Source organism: Streptomyces sp. DvalAA-14 (assembly GCF_900091855.1).
Taxonomy (GTDB): Bacteria; Actinomycetota; Actinomycetes; order Streptomycetales; family Streptomycetaceae; genus Actinacidiphila.
In genome coordinates this window covers 1-6753 of the sequence record NZ_FMCH01000517.1, presented here as the reverse complement: position 1 = coordinate 6753, position 6753 = coordinate 1, and the positions used below count along the sequence as shown (strand labels likewise).

Below are 6753 nucleotides of genomic sequence, written 5' to 3'. Positions count from 1 at the left end.
GGGTCGAAGCCCGTGCGCTCGCCGCGGTCCAGCGCGCTGATCGCGGCCATGTCCTCGGAGCTCAGCTCGAAGTCGAACAGCCCGAAGTTCTCCTCGACCCGCGAGCGGGTCACCGACTTCGGGAAGACGATGTCGCCGCGCTGGATGTGCCAGCGCAAGGTGACCTGGGCCGGAGTCCGCCCGACCCCCTCGGCGACCGCGGCGACCACCGGGTCGCGCAGGATGCTGCCCTTGGCGATGGGGGCCCATGCCTCGGTGGCGATCTCGTGGTCGGCGTTGAAGGCCCGCACATCGTCCTGGGCGAAGTAGGGGTGGATCTCGATCTGGTTGACCGCGGGGATCACCTCGGCCCGCTCGAACAGCCGGTTGAGGTGGTGCGGATTGAAGTTGGACACGCCGATCGCCCTGACCCGGCCGGAACGGTAGATCTCCTCCAGCGCCTTCCAGGTGTCGGTGAAGTCGCCGACCTTCGGCAGCGGCCAGTGGATCAGGAACAGGTCCAGATACTCGAAGTCCAGATCGTCCAGGCTGCGGCCGAAGGCGGCCAGCGCGTCACCGTAGGCGTGGAAGCCGTTGTTGAGCTTGCTGGTCACGAAGACCTCGTCGCGGGCCAGCCCCGAGTCGCGGACCGCCTGGCCGACCTCTTTCTCGTTGCCGTACATCTCGGCGGTGTCGATGTGCCGGTAGCCGATCTCCAGCGCGTTGAGCACCGCCTGTTTGGTCTCCGCCGGATCGATCTGGAAGGTCCCGAAGCCGAGCTGGGGGATCGTGACGCCGTTGTTGAGGGTGATGTCAGGGACTTGGCTCATGGCCGCGACTCCTCTGCTCGGTTCCGGCCCGTTTTCGTCCGGGCCGGCTACGTTCGATAGCGGTCGGCCCACGCGTCGGCACCCGCCTGACCTGCGGCGATGCCCGCACGGGGCGCCGGGGGCCTGCTTGCGCCGCAGCGCCGCCGGCGACGCGCGACCGCACTGCGCCTGCCCGACCCGGCACCGGTCACACCCCCTGGTGCCGGACGGCATCCGCACCAGCTCTCGGAGAGCGCTCTCACAGAGAGATCGCAGCCGTTACGCTGTGCCCTGATCGGCTCGTGCACGGTCCGTGCCCGGCGTGAAGGAGACCCGCGTTGTCCCATCCGATCCCCGTGTCCCGTCCCACGCTGGAGGCCGTCGCCACCATGGCCGGCGTGTCGAGAGCGACCGCGTCGCGGGTGGTTAACGGGGGAGCGGGGGTGCGCGGGCCGCTGGCCGAGCGCGTCCGGCAGGCCGTGGAGGAACTCGGTTACATCCCCAACCAGGCCGCCCGCACCCTGGTCACCCGGCAGAACGACGCCGTCGCGGTGATCGTCGCCGAACCCGAGGCGAGGTTCTTCACCGACCCCTTCTTCGCCCGCCAGATCCGCGGCATCAGCCGCGAGCTCAGCCGGCACGACAACCAGCTGGTGCTGCTGCTGACCAACGGCACCTCGGACTACCAGCGGGTCGGCCGCTATCTGTCCGGCGGGCACGTGGACGGCGCGCTGATCTTCTCGCTGCACACCGACGACTCGCTCACCGTGCTCGCCCGGGAGGCCGGGGTGCCGATCGTCGTCGGCGGCCGGCCCACCTGGCCCGACCACCGCACCGGCCGCCGGACCCTCTACGTCGACTGCGACAACCGCGGCGGCGCCCGGGACGCGGTGCGCCACCTGCTGGGGCTCGGCCGTCGCCGGATCGCGCACATCGCCGGGCCGCTCGACCAGCCGGCCTCCGTCGACCGGCTGGACGGCTTCCGCGACGTGCTCCCCGACACCGGCCCCGGCCTGATCGCCGAGGGCGACTTCACCCCGGAGGGCGGCGCCCGGGCGATGGCCGCGCTGCTGGAGCGCTCTCCCGACCTGGACGCGGTGTTCGCCGCCTCCGACGTGATGGCGTCCGGTGCGCTGCGGGTGCTGCGGGGCGCCGGCCGTCGGGTGCCCGACGACGTGGCGGTGGTCGGCTTCGACGACATGGTGTCCGTGGCGGAGTGGACCGACCCGCCGCTGACCACCGTGCGCCAGGACATCGAGGAGATGGGCCGGCTGATGGCCGGGCTGTTACTGCGGGCGCTGCGCCCGCCGGCCGACACCGTCGGCGTGCCCGCCCTGTCCTCGATCGTGACCCCCACCCAGCTGGTGGTGCGGGCCTCGGCCTGACCGCCCTGACGGACCGCCTCGACGGACCGCCCCGACGGACCGCGTCGACCGACGGCCCCGACGGACCGCCGCGGCCTGACCACGGCCTGCGAGAGCGCTCTCCCAGGGCGCGGAGCAGCCAATCATACGAAGCGGGCCGTGTTCGCCGCGCCCGGTGCCCCCGGGCAGGCGATGATCGAAGGATGAGGCGGACCGGCAGCGACACCGATGTGCCCGAGTTCGATCCCGAGGTGTTCGACCGTGCCATCGTCGCCGTCGCGCTCACCGCGGGCCCCGAGCACCGGCTGATGTACTACAACGACGCCTTCCGCGGACTGTTCGGCCCCCGGAAGCTCGGCGCCACCGCGGCCGAGGTCTACGACGAGCCGGACGCCGCCCGCTTCGTGCACATGCTGGACGAGGTCTACCACAACCACACCCCCCGCCAGGTCAACACACCGCGCACCACGGAGGGCACCCGGCCCGGCGCGCCGGGCCGCCGCCACTTCGTCTTCAGCTGCTCGCCGGTCCGCTCCCGGCACGGCCACGGCGTGCTGGCCGTCTGCGTCGACACCACCGCCCAGGTCGAGGCGGCCCAGCGGGCCGAGGAGCTCTCCGAGGAGCGGCGCGTGACCCTCCAGCGCTACGAGGCGCTGATGTCCGCGGTCCCGCAGATCATCTGGCTGATGAAGCCGGACTGGCAGATCGTCGAACTGGTCGGCGGCTTCGAGGAGTTCACCGGCATGCCGTGGCGGTCGAGGATCGACACCGAGTGGCTCGCCGCCGTCCACCCGCACGACCGGTCCCGCCTGCTGCGCACCTGGAAGGAGGCGTCGCAGGACACGCCGACGATCTTCGTGTGCACCTTCCGGATGCGGACCGCGTCCGGCGAGTACCGGCATGTCCAGTCCCGGGCCGCGCCGGTGGTGCGCGGGGGCGAGACCGTGGAGTGGGTCGGCTCCTCCACCGACGTCGAGGACCAGTGGCGCAACCGGCTGCGGGAGCGGCTGCTTGCCCGGGTCGCGACCGGCACCGTCGCCGGTGACCTGCCGCAGGCGCTGGCCGCGGTGGCCGACGCGGTGGTGCCGGAGCTGACCGACGCCTGCGCGGTGTTCATGCTGCCGTCCCCCGAGCTGACCGGGGGCGGCACTCCGCTCACCGCGATCCGGGTCGCCTCCACCGCGCGCGAGGGCCTGCCGCCCCTGCCGCCGATGAGCGGCAAGTCCCGCCCCGTCGGTCCGGTGGCCCAGCAGATGATCGAGAACCGCCGGCCCCGGCTGATGGTCTTCCCCAGTGGACAGCCGCCGGCCGGGGCGCTTCCCGATGTGACGGCGCAGTGGATGCGCGAGGCCCGGACCACCAGCCTGACCCTGGTGCCGATCCTGGTGGACGCCGCGGTGGTCGCCTTCGCCTGCGCCGCGGGCTGCCTGGACAGTCCGCCGCCGGGGCCTTCGGATCTGACCCTGCTCGGCGAGGTGCTGCACGAGGCGCGCGAACCGCTGCGGCAGGCGATGGAACTCCAGCGCACCCGGCAGACCGCGCTGACCCTGCAGCGCGCGCTGCTCACCCCCACCCCGCGGGTGCCCGGTGCCGAGGTCGCGGCGCGCTACCAGCCGGCCAGCAGGACCGCGGAGATCGGGGGCGACTGGTACGACGCGCTGCTGCTGCCCGACGGCTCGGCCACCCTCACCATCGGTGACATCGCCGGCCACGACCTGGAAGCCGCCACGTCGATGAGCCAGCTGCGCAGCATGCTGCGGGTCATCGCCTACGACCGCTTCCGCAACGCGACCCCGGCCGAGTGCCTGTCCCAGCTCGACCGGGTCGCCGACGGCCTCGCCATCGCGCCCCTGGTCACCGCCGTCCACGCCCATCTGGTCCCGAAGGCCGACGGCGGCTGGCACGCCGCCTGGTCCAATGCCGGCCACCCGCCGCCCCTGCTGCTGCCGGCCGCCGGCCCGCCGCGCTACCTGGAGGGCAGCGGCCCCGACCTGCCGCTGTGTGTCGATCCGTCCCGGACACGTACCAACCGGCACTACGACCTCACCATGGGCGACACGCTGCTCCTCTACACCGACGGCCTGATCGAGGTGCCCGGCACCGACCTCGCCGACGGCATGGCCGACCTCGCCCTGCACGCCGAGGCGGCCAAGGACGCCGGGGTCTCCCTCGCCACCCTCTGCGCCCGGCTGCTGGCCGCCGTCCCCGAGCGCCGCGACGACGCCGCCGTCATCGGCTTCCGCCCGATCGCGCTGGCCCGACCGCTGAGCTGAGCGGGCCGCCGCGGCCGGCCGGCGCGGGCGCCGGTCAGGTCCGGGTCGCCATCACCACCCCCAGCGTGATCATCGTGCAGGCGATCACCGCGTCGAGCACGCGCCAGGAGGCGGGACGGGCGAAGGCGCCGCGCAGCAGCCGCGCGCCGAAGCCGAGGGCGCCGAACCACAGGACACTGCCGCCGGCCGCGCCGAGCCCGAAGGACCAGCGGGCGCCGCCGTAGCCGGTCGCCACCGAGCCCAGCAGCAGGACAGTGTCGAGGTAGACGTGCGGGTTGAGCCAGGTCATCGCGAGGCAGGTGAGGACGGCGGTGCGCAGCGAGCCGCCGGAGCCGTCCCCGCCGCCGTCGAGGGTGGCCGGGTGCAGGGCGCGGCGGGCCGCCAGCAGTCCGTAGCAGATCAGGAAGGCCGCGCCGATCCAGGCGGTCGCGGTCACCGCGGCCGGCCAGCGCTTGACGACGGTGCCGATGCCGCTGATACCCACCGTGATCAAAGCGGCGTCCGAGACCGCGCAGATCGCCACCACGGCCGCCACGTGCTCGCGCCGGATGCCCTGGCGCAGCACGAAGGCGTTCTGGGCGCCGATGGCCACGATGAGCGACAGGCCGGTGCCAAGACCCGCCAAGGCTGCGACAAGAGCGTCAGGCATGCCCTGAGGCTAGGAGCGGCACGGCCATCAGACCAGCTAATGATTCTTACGCAACATCAGCCCAGCTTAGGATGGGGCGCGGGACCTCACCGGGAGAGCCCGCGAGGCGAGGGGGGCCGGTGCGCGATCTGCCGCTGGACCAGGTGCGGACGCTGCTGACCGTGGTGGACGAGGGCACCTTCGAGGCCGCGGCCGGGGCGCTGCGGGTCACGCCCTCCGCGGTCAGCCAGCGGGTCAAGGCCCTGGAGCAGCGCACCGGCCGGGTCCTGCTGCTGCGCACCAAACCAGTGCGGCTCACCGAGTCCGGTGAGATCGTCGTACGGTTCGGCCGGCAGCTGGCCCGGCTGGAGGCGGACGCCGGCGCCGAACTCGGCCTGGACGCGTCGGCCGGCCCGGCCACCTTGCCGATCGCGGTCAACGCCGACTCGCTGGCCACCTGGTTCCTGCCCGCGCTCGCCGAGGTCGCGGCCGACCGCGACATCTGCTTCGACCTGCACCGCGACGACCAGGACCACACCACCCGGCTGCTGCGCGAGGGCCGGGTCATGGCGGCTGTGACCTCCTCGCCGGAACCCGTGCAGGGCTGCTCGGTGCGGGCGCTGGGCACCATGCGCTACCGCGCCATGGCCGCACCGGACTTCGCCGCCCGCCGCCTGTCGGGGGCCCCGCTGCGCGACCTTCTCGCGGGCGCGCCGGTCGTCGTCTTCGACCGCAAGGACGACCTCCAGGGCCGCTTCCTGCGTGATCTGGCCCCGGGCCGCACCCCTGGCCCGGCCCGGCACTACGTCCCCTCCTCCGAGGCCTTCGTCGAGGCGGTCGCCGCCGGGCTCGGCTGGGGCATGATCCCCGATCCGCAGGCCGCCTCCGGCCTGGCCGCCGGCGCCCTGGTCGACCTGGCCGAGGGCCGGCGGGTGGACGTACCGCTGTACTGGCAGCAGTGGAAGCTCGACTCCCCGGCCCTGGCCGCGGTGGCCGGCTCGGTCGCGCGCGCGGCGGCCCGGGCCCTGAAGGCCCCGGACCGCCGCTGACTCACCAGTTGTCTCCAGCGTCATGCTGACGAAGCGTCAGGTGTACGCGTTGAACTCCGCGATGGACCACCACGAACTCGAACTGCCGGTCTGCGTCACCCGGATGTAGCGCGCCGACTGCGCGGTGAACGGCACGGTCACCAGCGGCGCGGTCCCGGTACCGGTCGCCACCGGGGCCGACCAGTTCACCCCGTCCGAGGACAGCGCGACCGAGTACCCGTGGGCGTAGTCACCGGTACTGCCCGCGGAGTCCATGGTGATCTGGCTGATGGAGTGCGCCGCACCCATGTCCACCGTCACCGTCTGGCCGTTGACCATCGGCGTGCCGGTGCTCCAGCGGGTGCCGGTGTCGCCGTCCAGCATGCGGGCCGGGACGTCACCGCCGCCGGTGGCCGAGGCGCTGGCCGTCCAGCCGGTGCGGGACAGCACCGTGTGGGTGCCACCGCCCCCGCCGCCCCCGCCGGCCGCGATGGTGGTGCTGCCGGTCAGCCGGATGTCCCGGGAGGAGGAGCCGACGTACACGGTGTTGGTGCCGGCCGCGTTGGTCCAGCCGTTGTTCCAGTACTGGAAGCTGCGGGCGTTCAGCGTCACCGAAACGTGCTGGGACTGGCCGGGGTTGAGGTTCACCCGCTGGAACCCGCGCAGGCTCTT

The 6753-nt window shown here is 73.2% G+C and carries 6 protein-coding genes; 3 read left to right on the top strand and 3 right to left on the bottom strand.

Features of this window, described 5'->3' with window-relative positions:
• A partial coding sequence (locus GA0115240_RS27925) for an aldo/keto reductase (RefSeq protein WP_093740893.1) occupies positions 1 to 809 on the bottom strand: 809 nt, incomplete at its 3' end.
• 317 nt (positions 810 to 1126) lie between these two features.
• On the opposite strand from GA0115240_RS27925, the gene GA0115240_RS27920 reads away from it, so the two are divergent.
• Positions 1127 to 2173, top strand: a complete 1047-nt coding sequence (locus tag GA0115240_RS27920; RefSeq protein ID WP_093740891.1) for a LacI family DNA-binding transcriptional regulator — start codon at positions 1127 to 1129, stop codon at positions 2171 to 2173.
• A gap of 182 nt (positions 2174 to 2355) precedes the next feature.
• On the top strand, positions 2356 to 4425 hold the full coding sequence (locus tag GA0115240_RS27915; protein WP_093740889.1) for a SpoIIE family protein phosphatase: 2070 nt from the start codon (positions 2356 to 2358) through the stop codon (positions 4423 to 4425).
• Positions 4426 to 4459: 34 nt separating this feature from the next.
• Here GA0115240_RS27915 and GA0115240_RS27910 read toward each other — a convergent pair whose 3' ends face one another.
• A complete protein-coding gene (locus tag GA0115240_RS27910) occupies positions 4460 to 5074 on the bottom strand; it encodes a LysE/ArgO family amino acid transporter (protein WP_093740887.1) in 615 nt (204 codons plus the stop codon).
• 119 nt (positions 5075 to 5193) lie between these two features.
• On the opposite strand from GA0115240_RS27910, the gene GA0115240_RS27905 reads away from it, so the two are divergent.
• Positions 5194 to 6102 carry a LysR family transcriptional regulator ArgP gene (locus GA0115240_RS27905; protein WP_256070026.1) on the top strand — a complete coding sequence of 303 codons (909 nt, stop codon included), beginning with the start codon at positions 5194 to 5196 and terminating at the stop codon, positions 6100 to 6102.
• A 36-nt stretch (positions 6103 to 6138) separates the two neighbouring features.
• Here the strand turns inward: GA0115240_RS27905 and GA0115240_RS27900 are convergent.
• Positions 6139 to 6753 (bottom strand): discoidin domain-containing protein (locus tag GA0115240_RS27900; RefSeq protein ID WP_176725190.1); only part of this gene is annotated, 615 nt, incomplete at its 5' end.

What these genes read in the sequence shown, in the direction of transcription:
- GA0115240_RS27915 (WP_093740889.1), top strand. Translation starts at nt 2,356, where the DNA reads ATGAGGCGGACCGGCAGCGACACCGATGTGCCCGAGTTCGATCCCGAG.
- GA0115240_RS27910 (WP_093740887.1), bottom strand. Translation starts at nt 5,074, where the DNA reads ATGCCTGACGCTCTTGTCGCAGCCTTGGCGGGTCTTGGCACCGGCCTG.